Annotated in this window: 15 protein-coding genes; all 15 read left to right on the top strand. The window is 67.6% G+C overall.

What is annotated here, in order from left to right; translation table 11 throughout:
- Nucleotides 1-7: 7 nt before the first annotated feature.
- The 15 genes from EV383_RS21605 (at nucleotide 8) to EV383_RS21535 (ending at nucleotide 18,435) form a co-directional block, all read left to right on the top strand.
- The gene (locus EV383_RS21605; RefSeq protein ID WP_130291607.1) at nucleotides 8-7,426 is read left to right on the top strand and encodes an aggregation-promoting factor C-terminal-like domain-containing protein; all 7,419 of its coding nucleotides are present in this window, start codon (nucleotides 8-10) and stop codon (nucleotides 7,424-7,426) included.
- Entirely contained in the window at nucleotides 7,426-8,322 is an 897-nt protein-coding gene (locus EV383_RS21600; RefSeq protein ID WP_130291606.1) for a hypothetical protein, read from the top strand. The genes EV383_RS21605 and EV383_RS21600 overlap by 1 nt, the downstream gene beginning before the upstream one ends.
- Nucleotides 8,323-8,384: 62 nt before the next feature.
- Nucleotides 8,385-9,446 carry a hypothetical protein gene (locus tag EV383_RS21595; protein WP_130291605.1) on the top strand — a complete coding sequence of 354 codons (1,062 nt, stop codon included), beginning with the start codon at nucleotides 8,385-8,387 and terminating at the stop codon, nucleotides 9,444-9,446.
- Nucleotides 9,447-9,449: 3 nt separating this feature from the next.
- Nucleotides 9,450-10,646: a hypothetical protein gene (locus tag EV383_RS21590; RefSeq protein WP_130291604.1), complete on the top strand. Its 1,197-nt coding sequence runs from the start codon at nucleotides 9,450-9,452 to the stop codon at nucleotides 10,644-10,646.
- Nucleotides 10,647-10,687: 41 nt separating this feature from the next.
- Entirely contained in the window at nucleotides 10,688-14,059 is a 3,372-nt protein-coding gene (locus EV383_RS21585) for a hypothetical protein (protein ID WP_130291603.1), read from the top strand.
- A 10-nt stretch (nucleotides 14,060-14,069) separates the two neighbouring features.
- Nucleotides 14,070-14,381: a hypothetical protein gene (locus tag EV383_RS21580; protein WP_130291602.1), complete on the top strand. Its 312-nt coding sequence runs from the start codon at nucleotides 14,070-14,072 to the stop codon at nucleotides 14,379-14,381.
- A gap of 35 nt (nucleotides 14,382-14,416) precedes the next feature.
- Entirely contained in the window at nucleotides 14,417-14,668 is a 252-nt protein-coding gene (locus EV383_RS21575) for a hypothetical protein (RefSeq protein ID WP_130291601.1), read from the top strand.
- A gap of 21 nt (nucleotides 14,669-14,689) precedes the next feature.
- Entirely contained in the window at nucleotides 14,690-15,004 is a 315-nt protein-coding gene (locus EV383_RS21570; RefSeq protein WP_130291600.1) for an LtfC-like domain-containing protein, read from the top strand.
- A 169-nt stretch (nucleotides 15,005-15,173) separates the two neighbouring features.
- Entirely contained in the window at nucleotides 15,174-15,524 is a 351-nt protein-coding gene (locus EV383_RS21565; RefSeq protein WP_130291599.1) for a hypothetical protein, read from the top strand.
- A gap of 12 nt (nucleotides 15,525-15,536) precedes the next feature.
- A complete protein-coding gene (locus tag EV383_RS21560; RefSeq protein ID WP_130291598.1) occupies nucleotides 15,537-16,049 on the top strand; it encodes a hypothetical protein in 513 nt (170 codons plus the stop codon).
- A 57-nt stretch (nucleotides 16,050-16,106) separates the two neighbouring features.
- Complete coding sequence (locus tag EV383_RS21555) at nucleotides 16,107-16,613, top strand: hypothetical protein (RefSeq protein ID WP_130291597.1); 507 nt, start codon at nucleotides 16,107-16,109, stop codon at nucleotides 16,611-16,613.
- 103 nt (nucleotides 16,614-16,716) lie between these two features.
- Nucleotides 16,717-17,121, top strand: a complete 405-nt coding sequence (locus EV383_RS21550; protein WP_130291596.1) for a hypothetical protein — start codon at nucleotides 16,717-16,719, stop codon at nucleotides 17,119-17,121.
- Entirely contained in the window at nucleotides 17,118-17,654 is a 537-nt protein-coding gene (locus EV383_RS21545; protein ID WP_130291595.1) for a hypothetical protein, read from the top strand. The genes EV383_RS21550 and EV383_RS21545 overlap by 4 nt, the downstream gene beginning before the upstream one ends.
- Before the next feature lie 2 nt (nucleotides 17,655-17,656).
- Nucleotides 17,657-18,151, top strand: coding sequence for a hypothetical protein (locus EV383_RS21540; RefSeq protein ID WP_130291594.1), 495 nt, complete (start codon nucleotides 17,657-17,659; stop codon nucleotides 18,149-18,151).
- Nucleotides 18,151-18,435, top strand: coding sequence for a hypothetical protein (locus EV383_RS21535; protein ID WP_130291593.1), 285 nt, complete (start codon nucleotides 18,151-18,153; stop codon nucleotides 18,433-18,435). The genes EV383_RS21540 and EV383_RS21535 overlap by 1 nt, the downstream gene beginning before the upstream one ends.
- Nucleotides 18,436-18,493: the final 58 nt, after the last annotated feature.

Below are 18,493 nucleotides of genomic sequence, written 5' to 3'. Positions count from 1 at the left end.
ACATCGAATGCCCGATTACGAATTGGGGTCTGGATATGTCACGCTCTTACCGTCAGTTCGCGGCTTTTCTAAGAAAGCGGAATCTGAACTAAAGCGGATTGACCTCGAGAAGAGTGTCGATCTCGATGCGGATGCGTCGAAGGTCAAAGCGGCGATCGCCGAGGTCCAGCGTGAGCTGAAGGCGCTGGACAAGGAGAAGGCCAACCCTGGTGTCGAGTTCGACATCGCGGTTGCTGAGGCCCGCGCGAATGAGCTGATCGACAAGATCGATGAGCTCAACAAGAAGACCGCGTCGCCGAAGGTCAAGACTCAGATCGCTGAGGCGCAGCGTGACCTCAACAAGATCAATGGCGAGCTTGAACGGCTGAACGAGCGCAAGGCCAGCGTCAACGTCGACGCGATGATCGCCGAGGGCCAGGCGAAGCTCGAAAAGTTCAACGGGCTGTTGGACGAGATCGAGCGGAAGAAGACCGAGCCGAAGGTCACCGCTGACACGTCGCAGGCGATGGCGCGGCTGTCGGAGCTGGATAACCGGCTGGCTACCCTGTCTCAGCAGACGGCCACCCCCGAGGTTGAGCTGCAGATCGCGCGGGCGCAGCAGGAGGCGCTGCGGATCCGGGCGGAGCTTGAGCGCCTGGGCGCGATGAAGCCGTCCCCGCAGGTGGACGCGGATATCGCGGCGGCGTCGGCGAAGCTGGGTTTGGTCAACCAGCAGCTTGCGCAGGTTGATGCGGCGCGGGCGACGCCTGAGGTTGTCGCGGATGTTTCGCGCGCGCAGCTGCAGTTGTCGGCGTTGCAGTCGGAGCTGTCTCGCCTGGATCTGACTTCGGCGTCGCCGGATGTGCAGGTGAAGGCGGCGCAGGCGCAGCAGGAGATTCTGCGGCTGACCGCCGAGTTGACCCGTCTGGGGTCGTTGGCCCCGTCGGTTCAGGTGGACGCCGATATCGCGTCTGCGTCGGCGAAGATCGCCGCGCTGCGGGCTCAGGTCGCCGAACTGGGCGGTAAGCGCGTCAACGTCAATGTCGACGCGTCGGGGGCCGGTAACGCGGCGCTGATGCTGGGCGGCGTTGTCGCTGCCCTGGGGGCGATCGCTGCTGCCGCTCCGGCGGCTGCTGCTGCTTTGGCGGCTGTGGGTGGCGCCGCGGGTGCTCTCGGGCAGGGCGCTGCGGCCGGTATTGCTGGGTTCTCCGGTATCGGGGATGCGCTGAAGGCGCTCGAGGCGGATGAGAAGTCGGCGGCGACGTCGTCGGCTGCCGCGTCGGGGACTAGGTCTGCCGGCGCTAAGCAGGTCGCTTCGGCCCAGTCGGCTTTGGCGCAGGCTCAGACGCAGGCTGATCGGGCGGCGATCACGGGCGCCCAGCAGGTCGGATCCGCGATCGCCTCGCTGAATCAGTCGAGGACACAGCAGGCCCGGACCGCGATCACTGGCGCACAGCAGGTAGCGGCAGCGGTCCGAGCGGCCGGTCAGGCCGAGGTCGCAGCGTCCCGCCAAGCCATCCAGGCGGGCTGGCAGCGGGCGGCAGCGGCTCGTGCGGTCGCCGATGCTCAGGCCTCAGCGAACGCCCGCGTGGCCTCTGCTGAAGCCTCGTTGGCCAATAGTCAGCGGGCACGGCAGTACGCCCAAGAGGCGTTGACGCGTGCTACCCAAGATGCGGTCCGAGCGAACCGTGATCTGCAGCTCAGCGTTGCTGGGGCGGGTCTGTCTGAGGAGCGCGCGGCGCTTTCTCTGGCTCAGGCGCGTGACCGCCTGGCGAAGGCTGGTGCTGGGACCGATCCCCTCGCGATGGCTGATATGGCCTTGTCGGTTCGTGAGGCCGAGCAGAATCTGAAGGAGACTCAGGTCCGCTACGGGGACCTGACTCAGGAGCAGGCGAAGTGGGCGCGGACCGGGGTCCAGGGGTCTGACCAAGTCGTCGCGGCCACGCGCTCGCTGGAGGAAGCTCAGCGCGGAGTCGGCGCTGCCACGGCCGGGGTCACCGAGGCTCAGATTTCCGGAGCGAAAGCGGTTTCTGCAGCTCAAGAGGCGGCGGCCCAGCAGGCCATTCAGGCGAGTTGGCAGCAGTCGGATGCGGCAGCAGCCGTTAGCGATGCTTACGCCGGAATCGGCCGAGCGTCTCAGCAAGCGGCTTGGGCGAACGCCGATGCGGCCGACCAAGTCAGCGCTAGTCAAGCCGCTGTGGGACAGGCGATCCAGCAAGCGGCCTGGCAGCAGGAGGACTCGGCTCGCGCCGTCAGCGCAGCTCAGCGCCAGTTGGCTGAGGCCTACACGGCGGGCGGCGAAGCTGCGGCGGGTGGAGCGAAACAGGCCGAGTACGCCCTGTCGAAGCTGACCCCCGCTGGCCGATCCATGGTCAACTTCCTGCGTAACGAGTTCCAACCGGCGTGGAAGCGCGTCACTGGCGCGATCGCCGAGGAGATGCTGCCCGGCGTCGAGCGCGGCATGCGCAGTCTCCTGGCGGTGGAGCCGGTGCTGCGGCAGGGGCTTGCGGAGACCGGCAGCATCATCGGCGATCTGGCCGAGCGGGGCGGGAAGCTCGCGGCGTCTCCGCCGTTCCAGGCGTCTTTCGCTTCGATCATGTCGTCGAACAACAGGGCCCTGCAGTCGTACGGCGACGCGGGGCTGCACATGTTCGGCGCGCTCACCGACCTGACGGCTGCAGCTGGTCCGGTCACGGAGCGGTTCGCGAGGCTCGCCGAGAACTCGGCGCAGGCGTTCGAGTCGTGGGTGATCGGGGCCCGGCAGACGGGCGAGCTCACGAACTGGCTGCAGAAGGCCGGGGACACGCTCGAGTATCTGGGCGGGTGGCTGGCCGACGTCGGCTCCGACCTGGCGCAGTTCGCGGTGAGTTTGGCCCCCCTGGGTGGCGCGGTGCTCGAGGTGGTTCGCGGGATCACGGACTGGGTGTCGTGGCTGGCGCAGCTCAACCCTGGCCTGACTTCGGTCGTGGCAGGGGCGGGTCTCGCCGCGGCCGCGGCCTCCAAGCTGGGCACGGCGATGTCAGGGATGGCGATCGCGCAGAGCGTGGGTGGTCTGCGCGGGTTCGCAAATGTCTCGTCGACGCTCTTCAACCCGTCCGCGCTGGCGGCGACGACCGCGTTGACGAACATGCGGACGGGATTCGACCGAGCGGGCGCCGCCAGCGGCGGGTTTGTTCAGAAGATGACCGGCTCGGCCACCGCTGGCTATGCGGCCGGTCGCGGTATGCAGATGGCCGGTACGGCTGCGTCCGGCCTGGCTTCGGGGCTTCCGCTAGTCGGCGGCGCCGTACTGGCGCTGACTGCGATCGTCGATGCCAGCACGACAAGCACGAACGAACTTGCTGACGCTATGGAGAGGGGCGGCAAGTCCGCGCAGGAGGCGACGGCTGCCGTCGAGGCGCAGCGCTCTACAGGCGGCGTCATCGGGCCGAACTGGATCAGCGACCTCGACAACTGGATCAAATCCGAGATGGGCATCGCGACTTCCGTCGAGGAGGTCCGGGCCGAACTGGACAAGCGGCGCGCGTCCATGACGGACCTGCAGCGGGCCCAGTCAATCGCGACGGAGACCCAGGGCAACTACGAGAAGGCTGTCCGCGACTTCGGGGTGAACTCGCCTCAGGCAATCGAGGCACAGCGCCAGCTCGCGTCCTCCTCGGCGACTGTGGCTCGGGAGCAGGAGAACGCCCGGCGCGCCACGATGAACGCCACTCAGGCGCTCACGGACCAGCAGAACAAGATCTTGGGCAGCATCAACGCCCGCCTCGGTCTCGAGCAGTCGGTGCGGTCGACGAAGCAGGCCCAGGATGAGTACGCGGCTGCGGTCCGGAACTCGGGCGCGGGCTCGGATGAGGCGAAGGACGCCGAGCTCCGCTTGCAGCAGGCGCAGACCGCGCAGGCCGATGCTGCGATGCGTGCTGCGGCGGAGGAGGCGAAGAAGAAGGGCGTCGTCGACACGTCGGCGGCCTCGAACACCGCCTACGCGCAGTCGATCGGCGACATGGTCTCGAAGACCACCGGTCAGCTCACCCCTGCGTTGCAGCAGATGGTTCAGGGCCTCGACTATGCGGGCCTGTCGGCTGCAGGCGCGAAGGTGCAGATCGACAACGCGGGGAACGCTGTCGCGGTCTTCCCGAACGGTAAGACGGTCCAGCTTGACGCGAACGCTAGCCCCGTCTACCCGGCTCTCGCCGCTGTCAAGGCTGCTGTCGACTCGACCAAGGGCACTATCGGGGTCGACGCTGACCCCGGCCCGGCGACGGCGACAGTCGGCGGGTTCAAGCTCAACGTCGACGCCACCACCGGCACGGTCGGGATCAACGGCAACATCTCGCCCGCCGACCAGGCTCGCCTCGGCATCAAGGCCAAGACGGACGGCACGACGGGCACGATGTTCGTCGACGGCAACCCGGTCCCGTGCGACGGGAAGCTCAACGGCATGCGCGTCAAGGTCGACAAGACCACCGGCGTGATGACGGTCGACGGCAACCCGCAGCCCGCGAACAACAAGGTCGCCGGCGTTCAGGACAACGCGCGTAAGCCGCAGTCGTTCGACGTCGGCGCAAACGTCGGGCCCGCTGAGGAGGCATTCCGGCGGCTGATCGGGACGATGCTCGACGGGCTCGGCTCGATCCCGGTGATCGGCCCGCAGATCTCGGCGGCGCGCCGCCTTGTTGGGTGGGCGGAGGGCGGCTTGATTCCCGGCTACGCGGCCGGCGGCGCGATCTCGCACAAGCAGGTCATCCGCGGCTACGCGCAGGGTGCTCGCGGGTCGAAGCGGATCGCGAAGTCGGACACGGTCCCCGCGATGCTCACCCCGGGCGAGTTCGTGGTCCGGAAGCAGTCGGTGGAGGCTGTCGGCCTCAAGACGCTGACCGCGATCAATGGGATGGCGAAGGGTGGCCCGGTCGGGTTCGCCGCCGGCGGCGCCGCAAAGCCGATGCCTGCTGGCGGCGGCGCTTCCCCCTCTGCTGCCCCGAGTGCCGCGCCGGTCCCGGTGCCGACTGGTGACCCTGCCGCTACTACCGCAGCAGCCGGGGCGACGGGCGCCCTGTCGGCCCAGATGGCGTCGGCTACCGCTACGGCGGGGATGCTGGCTCCTGCCCTGGCCGCGGTGACGGCGGGGCAGCAGCAGATGACCACGGCCGGCGTGACCCCACTCGTGGGAGCCATGACCGGAGCTCTGTTCCCGGCGCTGTTGCAGTACGGGGTGCAGGTCGGGGTCCAGGCTCCCATGGCCAACGCGCAGCTGCAGGCGGCGCAGGTCGCTACTCAGGTGTCGACGGCCGCGACCGCGGCGAACACGGCTATCAACTCGGCGAGCATGGCCGCGACGACCACCGGTATGTCGCTGGCCGCGCAGGCTCAGCACGCCGGTCTCCGGGCCGGTCAGACGGCTACGCAGCTGTCGACGAACCTGACTGCGCAGAACGCGGCAGCGAACAACGCGAACGTCGCCGCCACTACCACCGGGATGAGCCTGCAGTCCCAGGCCCAGCACGCCGGGCTCCGCGCTGGCCAGGCCGCCACGCAGGTGAGCTCGAACATCACGGCCGCGAACTCGGCGGCCACGAACGCCGGCATGGCCGCGGCGACCACGGGCATGTCGCAGACGTCGCAGCTGCAGCACACCGGGCTCCGGCTGTCGCAGGGGCAGACGGTGATGGCGAACAACGCGCTCGCCCTGAACACGCAGGTCCAGACCGCGAACATGTCCGGTGCGACCACGAACATGTCGGGGGTTGTGCAGAACCACCTCGGGCAGGTGCGGGGCGCGCAAGGCGTCACGGCTGGTTCGACAACGGCGTTCGCGGATTCGTGGCGTGCCCAGTTGGCGCGGACGATGCCGGACTCGGGGAACCCACTGAAGTGGGTCATCAACTTCCCGATCCGGTCGATCACCGACGCCTGGAACCACCTCGACGGCCAGTTCTCGCTAGGCAAGCACGTCAACCCCTACATCCCGAACTTCGCGGCTGGTGGTCTCCTCCGCGGCCCGGGAACCGGCACCTCCGACTCCATTCTCGGGCTCGACTCGGGTGGGATGGCGACCGCGCGGGTGTCGAACGGCGAGTACGTGGTCCGGGAGAAGGTCGCGAAGCGGACCCTCCCGTTCCTCTCGGCTCTGAACTCGGGGGACGGCGAGGCGTTGCAGGCAGCCGGTGGGCTGCAGCGGGTCAGCCCGAAGAAATTCCACGGCCGGTCCGGGTTCGACCAGAACGTGCCCCGGCGGGCCGCCGGTGGCCCAGTAGACCAGCGGATCAACGCGGCCAAGCGGTACCTCTCGACAGAGGCGCGAGGGGCCCCCTACGTCTACGGTGGCGGCACTAACCCGCGCGCCGGCATGGACTGCAGCTCTCTCCAGAGCGCCATCACGCACATCCTTTCCGGTCGCCCGCCAAACTCCGGCCGAATTGGGACAACCGCGAGTATGCCCTGGGGCGGGTTCGCGCCAGGGCTTAAGAGTGCCTACGCAATCGGCAACAAGCCCAACGATCACATGGCGGCCACTCTTGGTGGGCAGAACGCGGAGCAGCACGGCCCGAATGGAACCCCGTTCTCTTTCCCGTCCCGCTGGGGCGCCGACAACGGCTATTTCACGCAGCAGTTCCACCTTCCGGTCGTCGGCGGGCAGTTCGTCTCGGGTGGGGCTGGCGGTGGTGGGTTCGACCCGACGCCGGCGGTGAACGAGGCGTTCGCGAAGGCGTACAAGGAGATCGGGGACGTCCCGAAGTTCTTCGGTCCGTCGGACCAGGTCGCTCGCGGCCAGGGCGTTGCGCGTTTCTCTGCTGACAAGGTGAAGGAGAAGGCGCTCACCCAGTTGATGGCGATGTTCGCGACCTCGGGTGGGGGCGTCGACATCTCGGGTATCTCCGGCGCTGTGGTCGAGCAGGTGAAGCAGGTCGCGGCCCGGTTCGGTGGGTGGGACAAGGGCCCGCAGTGGGACAACGGCATCTTCCCGCTGGTCGCGAAAGAGTCGTCGTGGGATCCGGGCGCGGCGAACCCGACCACATCGGCGCGCGGGCTGTTCCAGAAGATGACGTCGCTGTACGGCCCGGTCGAGCCGACGCCGGCCGGTCAGGCGAACTGGGGCCTCGGCTACATCCGGCAGCGCTACGGGGACCCGGTGAAGGCGTGGGCGTTCCACCGTGCCCGCGGGTTCTACGACAACGGCGGAATCATGGAGCCGGGTGAGGGCGGGTTCAACGGGACGAAGTACCCGGAGCGCGTCCTCAACAACGTCGAGACCCGCAGCTACGACACGCTGACGCAGCTGGTGGGGAAGAACGGCGTGAAGGTCGAGATGGCGCCGTACGAGCCGCTGCGGTCCGCGCCGGTTTTCGAGAACTTGAACGTGACCACCCCGCAGGGCGCCACGACGGCTGACGTCGCACGGGCGATCAACTTCGGGGTGAAGTCGGTGAAGCGGGGAGGGGTGCACGCCTGATGGCTGTGCTGCTCGACCGCCAGTGGGAGCTCGACGGGTCGTTGTTGATGGGTCGCGGCCAGTTCCGGGACGGCACGAAGTACATCGTCGGCACACCCGAGTTCGGTGAGGCCGATGTCCGGGACGACCCGACGAACGCACCCCGTGCTGATGGCCAGATCTGGGGTCGGGGCCATCGGGGGGGGCGGACGATCACCCTCGAGATCACGGTCGACTGTTACACGAAGGCTGAGGGTAGGGCCGCGGCGGCTGCGCTCGAGGCTGCTTGGGACGCGGAGTCTGTCCGCAGCGTCCCGGGCGCCGTCTCGGTTCTGCGCTGGAACTGGGCCGGCGAGCCGCGACGCGTCTACGGTCGCACGGGGAAGCTCGCTCCGACGTCGACGTTCGATCATCAGGGCCGGATCGACTACGTCGCCGAGTTCAACACGGTCGACAATCTCTACTACGGCGACAGCACTGCTCAGCTTGTGGTGCCGTTCGTGCCGGCCCAGTTGGGCGGGCTGATCGGCCCGCAGACCGGGGGATGGGCGGCTACCACTGCCGGGATCGCTTCGGGGCAGCTGAGTGTGTCCGGGTCGAAGCCTGCGTGGTTGTCGTGGACGGTGCGCGGCCCGATCCAGCAGCCCACGATCGAGCTCGTCGGCATGTGGTCGGCGACGTTGAACACGACGATCGCCTACGACCAGGCCATCACGGTCGAGCCGACGCCGTGGGCTCGAGGTGTTCGTCGGGTCAGTGACGGCGCGAACTTCGCCGGTGACTTCACTGCGACGTCGCAACGGCTCTCGCAGATGCGTGTCCCTCCGGGCACGGCCCAGGTCCTGCTCCGCGGGTTCGATCCGACTGGCACTTCTTCGGTGACGACGTCTGTCCGTCCCGCGCACTCCACGTACTAGCGCTCCTTTCGTTCTTGGCGCCTTCCGCCGTGCCGTGACCCGCTACTCCCAGGAGGTTCGGCGTGGCTTTGCCCAACCCGATCTACATCGGCCAGAACGCCCTGCACACTCCGGCGTCGATCCGGCTCCTCGCCTACGGGCTGACGACCGGGGTTCAGGGCGTTCTGGGGACCGCCGACTGCGCCATCAAGGCATTGGGTACGCCTGGGGCGGCGGTTCAGGCGATGCCTGGTGCATACATGGTCCGCGCGAAACACCTCGCCAGCAACTACGAGGGGTACGCGGGCAAGTTCGATGTGGCAGAGCAAGTGACGGTGTCCCCGACGACGTCGTCGGGCGGTCGGTCAGATCTCGTCATTCTCGTCATCAAAGACCCCTACGTGTCCGGGGCCGGGTCGTGGGCGACGCCCACGGGGCAGGCCGCCATCGACGGTCCGTACGCGTTCATCGAGGTCATTGAAGGGGTCGCCTCGACGACGTGGGACATCGCGCAGCGACCCACAGAGGGCGGCTGGTCGGCTATCACCCTGGCTCGGATCACTCGGCCAGCGAGCACCGGGATCGTGCAGCAGTCGCACATCACGGACCTGAGGTCTCTCGCAACGCTCGGCGGTACCCGCACAGTCATTATTGACAACCCGCCAGTGACCCCGCCCCCGATCGCGCAGTCGAGCTATGTGCAGTTCAAGCCGTCGGCGCGGGACGCGAACTATCCGTCGTCCGACACCGTTCACAACTACCTGAACGCGAACACCACGGCGACGCAGAGCTGGCCGGCCGCCGCCACGTGGGATGTGCCGATCCCGTCTTGGGCGACCAGCATGGACATCGACGCTGCGGTCTACGGCGCGCAGATCTTGAACGGCGACATCTTCGGCGAGATCTGGATGACGGTGAACGGGTCGGCGCAGGCTCCGCTGACGGTGGCGTTGGACTACGGGCAGGTCCCGGCCCGCCACACGATCCCCTATGGGGGCACGTTCGCTGTCCCCTCGAGCATCAGGGGGCGGGTCGTGACGTTCCGCCTGCAGATGCGGCACTACTACAACGGGCCGGGACGAATGGACGCGAAGGCCGGCACCACGTCTCGGCTGAATGTTTTCTTCCAGAGGTACCCGGACTAGCCGGTGCCGGAGTCGACGAGAGTCATCGCCCAGGACATCTTGACGAAGCGGTTCCTGCACTGGGACATCCGGGTCAGCGACTTGACTGTGCAGTGGAATCTGTCCGGGCCGACCGCGATCTCCGGAAACTTCCCGGCTGAGCTCCGCGACATCCGCGACATCGGGCTTGAGCCGTGGGCGACGTGGATTCACGTCGAGGAGGACGGGGTGATCCGGGCGTCGGGGATTTTGCAGCCCGCGCAGATCGACGCCGACGAGACGCTCACGTTGGATGCGGCCGGCCCGTCTGCGTACGCGAAGGGCATCCCCTACTTGGGGAAGTTCCTGCTTTCGGGTACGGACTCCGCGTCGGGGGAGACCGGTGTGGGGTTGGGCTTGGATCCGGCCGACATCGTCCGCGCTATCTGGGCTGAGTTGCAGTCCTACCCGGCGAGCAACCTCGGCGTCACCGTCGTCGGCGAGACCGATGCGCAGGTGGGGACACCGAAGAAGGAAGTTTCCTTCACCGCAAGCGCTGATGGCGCGACCACCGGAACCACTACGACCGACACGACGACGAGCCAGGTGGACTTCACCGCCGGCCCGTACTCGGCGCTGGACTGGTGGGAGCACAAGGACTGCCAGTCCGAGATCGAGTCGCTCGCGAAGGAGACCCCGTTCGATTTCGTGGAGCGGTGCGCCTGGAACGCGGCGAAGACCGACGTCATCCACTGGATCGAGTTGGGATACCCGCGGATCGGCACGACACCCACGGGTGTGCGGTTCGCGCAGGAGGAAAACATCATCGCCGCGATCGGGCCGGAAGAGCCCGACGACCGGTACGCCTCGCACGTCGTCGTCCTCGGTAAGGGCGAGGGGACGGCGCGGATCCGCGGTGAGGCGTCACGTCCGCTGAGGAACCGGCTGCGCCGTGTCGTGGTGGTCGAGGACAAGACGATCGACTCGATCCAGGCCGCGAACGCTATCGCCTTGGACGAGCTGAACCGTCGTCAGGCTTTGGCCGACGTCACTGAGGTGACCGTGCACGCGAGGCACCCGAACGCGTCGCTCGGCTCATACGACGTTGGGGATGACGTGCCGGTTGCGGCGGACATCCCGTGGCTGGGCTATCTGCAGTTGAAGCAGCGGGTCCTGTCGATCGTGTACACCCCGGCCTCCGAGTCGGTGAAGCTCGCGCTGCGGTCCAGTTCCACCTTCTAGACGCCCCCACTGCGACTCCCCCCGGCTGCGATGGATGCGAGGTGGCGGTGGTCGACGCGTCCCGAATCGCCGATCCGGCAACCCGGACCCTGGTCCGTGAACTCGCCGAGCTCCGCCGCGAGGTCGACACCCTCAAAGCAGGGCAGCGGGCCTCTCAGTTGGGGAACTCGAGCGTCGACAACGGAACGCTGTGGTTCACCGACAACGGTGTACAGCGGGTCGGTATCGGCGCTCAGGTCGATGGCAAGTTCGGCTGGTTCGCGGTCAACGGCACCGCCCCTCCTCGCCCGAACACCCCGCAGCTGACGGGCACGGTCAACGGTGTCGCGGTCACTTGGAACGGCGAGTTCGCCGGCCAGGCCCCGTCGGACTTCACGCACGTCAAGGTGTTCGTGTCTCCGGTCGGGCAGGCGTTCATCCCGTCGGACGGGAACGTCGTCGGCCACTTCCTGGGTGCGGCGACGATGCCGGTTGCGCCGTTGCCGGAGACGGACCACTGGTGCGTCCTGATCGCCTACAACACGTCGGGTGTGGCGTCGGAGCCGTCGTTTGTGGCCGGCCCTGCCCGTCCGCAGCCAGTGGTGGCGACGGAGATCCTGGACGGGCTTGTCACCGAGACGAAGCTAGCGGCGAATGCGGTCACGCAGGCGAAACTGGCCGCGGGGGCAGTCGGTACGGCGCAGCTCGGGAATCAGGTCGTGGACCTGTCGAAGCTGGCGAACGGCTCGGTGGACGCGACGAAGATCGTGGACGGGTCGATCACGCCGGCGAAAGTGACGTTCACGGCCGCGGACATCGGCTCGATCGCCACCTTCTACCAGGCTTCGGCGCCTACTGGGACGATTGCTCAGGGGTCTCTGTGGGCTGACTCCGACGACCAGAACAAGCTGTACCGCTACTCCGGGTCGGGTTGGGTCGCGGTCAACGACCAGGGCGTGGCTGCCGCTTTGGCGTCGGCTCAGCAGGCGCAGACGGATGCCGCGAACGCTCTGTCGGCGGCTGCGGGCGCTGAGGCCGCTGTCGACGGCAAGGTCACCGTCTACTACCAGGCGTCGTCACCGTCGGGTGCGAACACCGGCGATCTGTGGCTGGACACGGACGACGCGAACAAGTTGTACCGCTGGTCCGGGTCCACGTGGGTGCTGGTGTCGGACACTCGGATCGCGGCGGCGCTGGTCAACGCGCAGACGGCGCAGTCGACGGCGGACGGGAAGATCCAGGCGTTCTACCAGGCCGCCGCCCCTACGGGCGTGTCGGTGGGGGACTTGTGGTTCAACACGTCCGCCGGGAACGCGGTGTCCCGCTGGAACGGTTCGTCGTGGGTGTCGCTGCCGCTCGGGTCGGGGGCTATCGGGTCCGGGGCGATCGGGACGGCGCACATCCAGAACGGCGCTGTGACGGGAACGACGATCGCCGGTAGCGCGGTCGACACCAGCAAGCTCGCGTCTGGCGCGGTGGATGCCTCGAAGATCGCCGCGAACGCTGTCACGGCTCCGGCGATCCAGGATGGCGCTGTTGGGTCGGCGGAGTTGTCGGCGAACAGTGTGGTCGCAGGGAAGGTTGCGGCGAACGCCATCACTGCTGGGACGATCTCGGCGGGTGTGGTCGGGGCGACGGAGCTCGCCGCGAACTCGGTGGTGGCCGGGAAGATCGCAGCGAATGCGGTCACCGCCGGCACGGTCGCTGCGAACACGATCGGCGCGAACGAGATCATCTCGAACTCGATCGTTGCGGGGAAGCTCGCCGCGGATTCGGTGACGTCGACGAACATCGTCGCCGGCGGGGTGCAGGCCGCGAACCTGGCCGCTGGGTCGGTGTCGACGGAGAAGCTGGTCGCTGCGTCGGTGATCGCGGAGAAGATCGCGGCGCTGGCTGTGACGGCGGACAAGTTGGCCGCGAACTCGGTGACGGCGGGTGCGATCCAGGCCGGTTCGGTGACGGCGGACAAGCTCGAGGCCCTGCTGGTCTTGGTGAACACTCTGATTGCGGGCGACCCGAACGGGTGGCGCACGGAGATCGGCGACGCGGTCACGCCGCTGCTGTACTGGGACGGCGTCAACACAGGCTTCGCCCTGTCCCGGGATCCGGCGACGGGCCAGTCCAACGCGTACCTCTCTGGCCGGATCGAGTTCGGGAACGGCTCCCAGATCGAGTCCGACTACCTCGACCTGTGCGAGCAGCCCGCCACCGGTTTTCAGAAACCGACTCTGCGGCAGTCCCGTTCGTGGATCGACTCCGGGCCGGCGTCGGCGATCACCCCGAAGTGGACGTCGGCGACGAAGCCCGGGAACTTGCTCGTGATGTCGGTGTACGTGGTGGCGTCGTCGGGCGGGTCAGGCGCGCCGCAGGTCACCGTTCCATCGGGGTGGACTTATATCGACGGTGTCACATCGGGTACGTCGAAGCTGCTGCTCTACTACGTGTCGCCCGGGGCTGCTACCTCGAGATCGTCCGAGTCGTTTTCGGCGACCTTGTCCCCTCGGTGGGCTGTCGGCCTGTTCGAGTACTCGGGCATCGCGCCTGGCAGCACACTGGATGTTTCCGCGAACAACAGCGGCAGTGGGTCGACCGCGAACAGCGGCACCACGGGCACGACAGTCCAGGCGAACGAGCTACAGATCGCAGCGTGGGCGTCCCCGACGATCGGTTCAAGCGGGACGTGGAAGAACCCGACAAACGGGTTCATGATCGTTGCGTCCGGGAACGGCGCAGCGGGGCACGGTTACGCGGTCGCGTCGAAGGTAGCTACGGCGACTGGCGCTGTGTCGTCGGCGGTCACGATGTCGTCTGCGCAGGCGTGGCTGGGCACGGTGGCGACGTTCCGGACCGCTGTCGCCGACCCCATCCCGCGCACCCCGCCTACGGCTGTGTTGCGGAACTTCACGCTCCGCCGCGGCGGGAAGTCCACGCCGCACATCATCGACGACGCCGGCCAGGTCTACCCGATGGGCCGGGTTCCGTACTGCCGGATCCGGCTCAACGCCACGGTGTCTCTCACTGCTTCCACGGACGTCTACGCGCAGGGCGACTGGGTGGTCACCGCGGACATCTACGGGATGGCTGCGATCAGCACGAGCGCGGCGACGTTCACGAACATCACCATCCCGGTCAGCGGGAACTACCTGGTCGACTACAAGACGATCTTTCAAGCCTCGACGAACGCGACAGCGAACATCGTGGGGTTCGTGACGAAGAACGCGCGGACATCGGGATCGTCGGTGGCCCGCGACATCCGCCAGTTCAACGCCAACGGCACGGACGGATCCCCAACGCAGGCGAACCGGGTGGTCCCTCTTGTGGCCGGAGACATTCTCTATTTCGGCAATTGGAGTAACGCGTCCTGCACTTTCGCCCCCTCGGCGAACGGCATCCTCACCGAGATGTCGGTGCATTACCTCGGCCCGAACTTCTAGGAGGCGCACCGTGGCATCTTTGACGCTGGACGGCGCGGCCACGATCGCGCAGGACTCGACGTTCCAGCGGCGGGTGGCTCTGGCGTTCTACTTTGTAGCCCGCAAAGTCGTGACCGAGACGGGTACAACCGGCAAGGAACAGCGCGTCGCATTCGCCCGTTCGATCGTGCTACAGGGGCTGGACATGTTCACGCAGTACGCGGCGCTGGTTGTCACGGACCCCACGATCGTTGCCGCCGGCCCGACGGCGCAGGCCGGTATCACGGATGCGCAGATCATCGCGGCGGTCACGGGCATGTGGAACTCGTTGAGCAACGTGTGACCGTCACGGCGCGGGTTTGCGAGCGTTAGTCCCGTATGACCGTACGTGCCTACACGATCGCGATAGGTCTCTTCGGGGTTCTGTCCGCCGTCGCTCTGGCCATCCTGGCCGTAGCGCTGATCATGGCCCCGTCGGCGCTCGTCGCGGTGTTCGGCCTCGGTCCGTTCCTGTTCCTGGCCGGGATGACCGCCCTGGCGTGGCGTTGTCGTTCGGACCTCCTAGCAGAGCAGGAAGCCCGGGACCTCGAGGCAGCGAACGAGCGGGAAGACCACATCTCCCGGCAGTAGGAACGGCTGAAAGGTGACGGCGTGACGCTCTCTCTCGGCTACCAGCCTCAAGCGCTCACCGTCTACCTGAGCAAGGATTCGTGGTTCACGGCGTCGGTGGTGAACGACGACGACCTGTGGCCGCAGGGCTCGTCCGCGGAGCTGCGGCTGACGTCGTCTGGTAGTAACGCCCCGATCGTGTGGGCTGCCGCCGTGGATGGGGCGTCGTTCACGTGGTCGGTTTCCCCGTCGCAGGTGAACGCTGCGGTCGCTGCTGGCATGAAGCAGGCCCGCTTGTTCTACATCCGTGATGGCCGCCCGGAGCTGTGGGGGAAGGGCTCGGTTGTCTATGCGTGAGATGGGTTCTGGGTTGCCGCCGATCCACCTGGCTCCACCGTCCTCCACGTCGGTGACTGTGTCGTCTCCCGGCCCGCCCATGGCTGCGACTGCTGCCCCGGTCTTGGGTTCGGTTGCTGTGGTTCCCGTGGTGGGCGCTCCCGGCGTGTCGAGCACCCGCACCCTGAGCATGCAGGCCACCGCCGCTGTGGACTTGTCGGGGCATCGTGTGGTGACTCCGCTCCCGGACGGGTCGGTCCGCTACGCCGCGTCGAACCGGATGCTGGACCGGTGGGCGCCACTGTGGCTCACCGCTGGTGCTGCGTCGGCCGGCGGGCTGGTGGAGGTCGTGACCCGCGGCCCGATCGACGAGCCGTCGTGGTCGTGGACGGTCGGCCCCGTCTACCTCTCCGAGGAGGGGCGGCTGACTCAGGCGGCCCCGTCTCGTCCTCGGTTCATGTTCGTCGCGCAGGTCGGCACCGCTACGTCCCCGACGAGTGTGTTTGTGGACCGCTTCCAGTCCGTTGTTCTGGCGCCGTAAGGGAGATTCATCGTGCCCGACAAGTACATTCGCCTGGCCGCGTCCGGTGGTCTCGCCGAGACGGAGGCGATCGCATCGTCTGCTGGCTCGGGAGACGCGGGAAAGATCGTGGCTACGGACGGGTCTGGAAAGCTCGCCGCCAATCTGATGCCGACCGGTATCGGCGCGGACACGGCGCAGATCATCGCGTCGGAGGCTCTCGCGGCCGGGGACTTGGTGAACGTGTGGTCGTCGAGCGGTCAGTTCCGTGTCCGCAAGGCGGACGGGTCCACGGCAGGCAAGGAAGCGCACTGTTTCGTGCTGACGGCGGTGGCAGCCAACGCGACGGCCACCTGCTACTACGAAGGCAGCAACACCGCTGTCACCGGTCTCTCGCCGGGCGTCGCCTACCTTTCGCCGACGACTGCTGGCGGCAGCACTGCCACGGCCCCGACGGCGGCCGGTCAGCTCGTCCAGGTCGTCGGCCTCGCGGTCTCGGCGACCTGCCTGAACTTCAACTACGGCACCCCGGTTCTGCGGTCCTGACCAGTGGCTGCACGTAACCCGCTGGTGTTGATCGGCGGGCAGTTGCGGGAGATGCCGGTGGGGGACACGATCCCGGCCGACGACCTGCCGACGGGGGACGCCCCGGGCCTGACTCGGTACGTCGAGCTCGCGTCGCAGGCCGATGTGGTCGCGTCCACAACCCCGGTCAACGCGGCAGGGATGGCGTTCTCGGTGTCGGCCGGTGCGACGTATCTACTGGACGGCCTGATCCGCTACAACGGTCCGACGATCTCGGATGTGAAGATCGGGTTCACGGGCCCGGCGATGGCGTCGATCCTGTGGAGCGCCAACGGCATGGACGCTTCCGGTACGGCTATGACCACGGCCGGGTCTCTGCAGACCGTCGGTGTCACGGCGATCGGTGCGGGGAACACCATCGCGCTCGGGTGTTCGGGCGGCTTGGTGACCGTCGCCTGCCCGCGTGGCCTGTTCCGCCCGTCGGCTGCCGGAACGCTGCAGCTGGTGTGGGCGCAGAATTCGTCCAACATCCTCGCGTCGAGCCTGTATCCGCCGTCGTTCCTGACCTTGCAGAGGGTCGCGTAAACGAGCCAGGCCGTATCCGGTGACGACCGCTAGTCGTTAACCAACCAGAAGTGTGAACGACCGCAGTAGGCACGAGCACGAAGTACGGGGGTGAACGGTGAGGTTGCAGCGCACGGACATCACCCACCTGTGGCGGGGTTTCCCGGGTCTCGGCCGGGCCTATCTCGCCGCGACCGCTCTCGCCGCGGCCCTCGGCATCTCTCTGCTTCTCGGTGGGGACGCTCGGGCGTCGGCCGCGTCGTTCAGCACGATGCGCGAGGTCGGCGGGATCCGCTTGTGGGGCACCCTGCTGGTCCTCGGTGCCGTGGCTCTCCTCGTGTCAGCCGCGATCGGGCGGCGCACCGTGATGGTCGCCCTGTTCATCGGGGCTCTTATGCACGGCCTCGTGGCGCTGTGGTTCTTCCAGTCAGCCGAGGCCAACCCCGTCGCCTCCTACTGGGGTGCAGTCGTGTTCGCCGGTGTCGGCTTCTGGCACATCTCGCAGGCGCTCGAGTACGGATCGAAGTGACCCGGCCCGCGCTGGTCGTCCGGGACGGTAGGCACCCGTTCGAGGTCGCCGTCCTCATCGCGTGCGTCGTTATCGGGGTGTTCGGTCTCGTCGGCCCGCAGCTCCGGTCGGCGGCTATCGACCTGGCGTGGGGGAGTCTCGCGTCCGCGGCCTGGTATGCGCTGGTCGGCGGGTTCGCGCTGCTCGGGTTGTGGGCGGTGACGTGCCCGCGGCTTGGAGATTCCCGGCTGCGGCAGGTCGCGTTGCTGCGCGTCCACTTGTCCCCGCTGCTGCGCCCGATCTCGCTTCGCCGGTCGCTGCAGGTGGAGCGGGTCGCCATGTACGGCATGGGTTGGCCGCTGTGCGCGTTCCTCCCCGCCGCTCTCGCTTCGTCCGGTCCCGCTGGGGCGACGGCCGGCTCCGTGTTCCTGGGCCTGGCGATCGCCTCTGGTGTACGGATCCGTCAGATCCACGTCGATCTCCGAAAGTTGGACACCCTGGTCACGGTCGGCGTCGAGTCCACCCCGGTGATCTCTGACCCGGACGGGGAGTAGCCGTGTTCGCCGCCGTCATGGGCGTGGTGTCGCAGGTGATGGGCGTGGGTGGCGGGATTGTCGCGATCCTCGGCGGGATTCTGCTGTGGCGGAAGTTCCCGAACGAGAACAAGAAGCTCGCTGCGGAGGCCACGAAGACTGGGGCTGAGGCGGGGAAGACGGGCACGGAGGCGGCGATCGCCGTCGGTGGCCTGCACCTGCAGATGTCGCAGTCGGCGTTTGATCGGATGACGGCGGCGGAGAAGTCGGCGTCGGTGGCGAACGAGCGCGCGAACGCTGCGGACGAGAAGTTGCGGCAGGTGGTTGCTGACGCGGATCAGATCCGTCGTGACCGCGACAACGACCACGAGCTGATCCAGGACTTGCGCCGGGATTTCCAGCGGCTCCACGCCCTGATTTTGGGGTGCCCGACGGGCGGTAACTGCCCGGTGGTGACGGAGCTGCACCGGTTCCCTGACTTGTTGTCCGGCCATGACCCGGGAGGTTCTGCCGCCTGATGTCTTCGTACGCCACGCACTTCTCCCCGCCGTCTATGGGCCCGCTCCCTCCGCAGCCTGTGACGGCCGCGCAGGACCCGCCGACGGTTCTGGCCTACCACGACGCGATGCGGATCCGGGCCGCAGCGACGAGGGCGAAGACGGTGTTCCCGGACGTGGTGGGCGAGTACTTGCACGACGAGCTCGTGTTCTACGCCGAGGTGGGTTACCGGCTGGAACGGGGGAGCCGGATGGCTCGGCTGGTGGACCGCGTGATGACCGCCCCGATCCCGGGCTCGCCCTGAACCGTTTGCGCCGCCTGTTCGAGCGTCTCGTTCTACGACTGTCAGGAGGCGCCGTGAT

The organism is Pseudonocardia sediminis, from assembly GCF_004217185.1.
GTDB lineage: Bacteria > Actinomycetota > Actinomycetes > Mycobacteriales > Pseudonocardiaceae > Pseudonocardia > Pseudonocardia sediminis.
The sequence above is the reverse complement of the archived record's forward strand: the minus strand, read 5'-3'. Positions and strand labels throughout refer to the sequence as shown.